The sequence below is a fragment of the Acutalibacter sp. LFL-21 genome (assembly GCF_025630755.1).
Classification (GTDB): domain Bacteria; phylum Bacillota; class Clostridia; order Oscillospirales; family Acutalibacteraceae; genus Acutalibacter; species Acutalibacter stercoravium.
Map to the genome: position 1 here is coordinate 1 of NZ_JAOTNT010000034.1, position 1,524 is coordinate 1,524.

General features: G+C 44.3%; 1 protein-coding gene and 1 pseudogene. Both read right to left on the reverse strand.

The features are described 5' to 3' along the window. Nucleotides 1-313: 313 nt before the first annotated feature. On the reverse strand, nucleotides 314-1,081 hold the full coding sequence (locus ODJ80_RS14015) for a class I SAM-dependent methyltransferase (protein ID WP_002586626.1): 768 nt from the start codon (nucleotides 1,079-1,081) through the stop codon (nucleotides 314-316). A gap of 50 nt (nucleotides 1,082-1,131) precedes the next feature. Next, nucleotides 1,132-1,524, reverse strand: a pseudogene (locus ODJ80_RS14020) (tetracycline resistance ribosomal protection protein Tet(W)); the annotation flags it as partial.

Genomic DNA, 1,524 nt, shown 5'->3' on the forward strand with positions numbered 1-1,524 from the left:
TCAGATAGTCAAGGGAAACTTGCCGTTCCCATTGCCGTTTAAGCTTCAAAATCTTGTCCAAGGCGGCACAGCGGATAACAGTCTTGCAAAAGGCGTTGTACCTGCGCTGGATATATTCTTGATAGGCTATCTGGTCGGTCATGGAAATTCCCCTTTCTGAATAATAGTGCGGGGCGGTGGCACTTCTTGCTGTCGCCCCTTGATTGCCTACCAGCAAAGGCGGGCGGGGCTGTCAACGGCTGCGCATATGCGCCGTTCATCTTGACCGTTGACTGGCTCGGCTGGGTTTGCTATTTACCCGACAAACTTGAATTTATTTTAAGCTATCACGTTTTACCTTCTTAAGCCTTACTATCATTACCATAGGAATTTCTTTGTTGGTTTTAAAACATTCTTCATAAAATCCATCAATGACAAATCCAGCTCTAAAACAAAGGTTAAAAATATCTTGTATGGAACGATGATAATAAATCTGCTCTTTCGGTTGCCCTTCAATCGCTATATCATAGTAACTGTGCGGTGTCATATATTTTTCAGTCAACGTGACAAAACAAGGGTGTTGCGTTGCAAAGACAAAAATTCCGCTTTCCTGCAACAGTTCATAAACAGCCATAAGAAGTGGTTCAATATCCGTAATATCCATAATTGCCATATTAGAAACTGCTTTCGTAAAGGCTCGATTTCTTTTTAATTCTAATATACTTTTTCTATCGGTCGCATCCGCCACACAAAATTCAATTTGTTTTGCATATTGTGATTGCCGTCTTTTAGCCAATTCTATCATTTTTTTGCTGTAATCAAAAGCGACAACCGAAGCGCCTCTTTGTGCAAGATACGAAGAATAATTTCCATTGCCACACGCAATATCCAAAATGTAATCCGCAGGATTAGGAGATAGAAGTTCCGTTACTTTGGGACGCACTACCTCTCTGTGAAATTCATTAGATTCGTCACCCATTGCATTATCCCAAAATTGTGCGTTCTCCTCCCAGATTTTTTTACTTTCCTCTGTTCCCATGTTCTCTCCCACTCCCCAAATTTGCTTTTTTGCTTCCATTAAATCTTCCTTACTATATTCCATTGTTACCCTCCATAACTTCTGATTGTTGCCGTCTTGACGATTATGTATCTTTACATTACCTTCTGAAACATATGGCGCACCTTGTCCAGGCGGCTGTTTGGACGGCGGGGCTGGATGACCGGCTGACCGACAGCGGCCTGATATCCTTTCAGCTCTGTAAGGCATACGCTCCGCCCGTTGGTGTAAAAGGCCAGATCAGTACGGTATGCCTGTATACAGCGGGCGGGAATCTCGCCAGTAAAGACAACTTCATCCTTTTTTACCTGGGCCGTTTCGATGGTGGCACAGTATTTCGGTGCATCATGATAAGCCCTGGAAAGGTATTCCTGGGGCGCATAGAGGATGAAGGAGAGATAAGGTTCCAGCAGCTGCGTCCCCGATTCCTTCAATGCCTGTTCCAATACAATCGGGGCCAATGAGCGGAAGTCCGCCGGCGTGCTGAC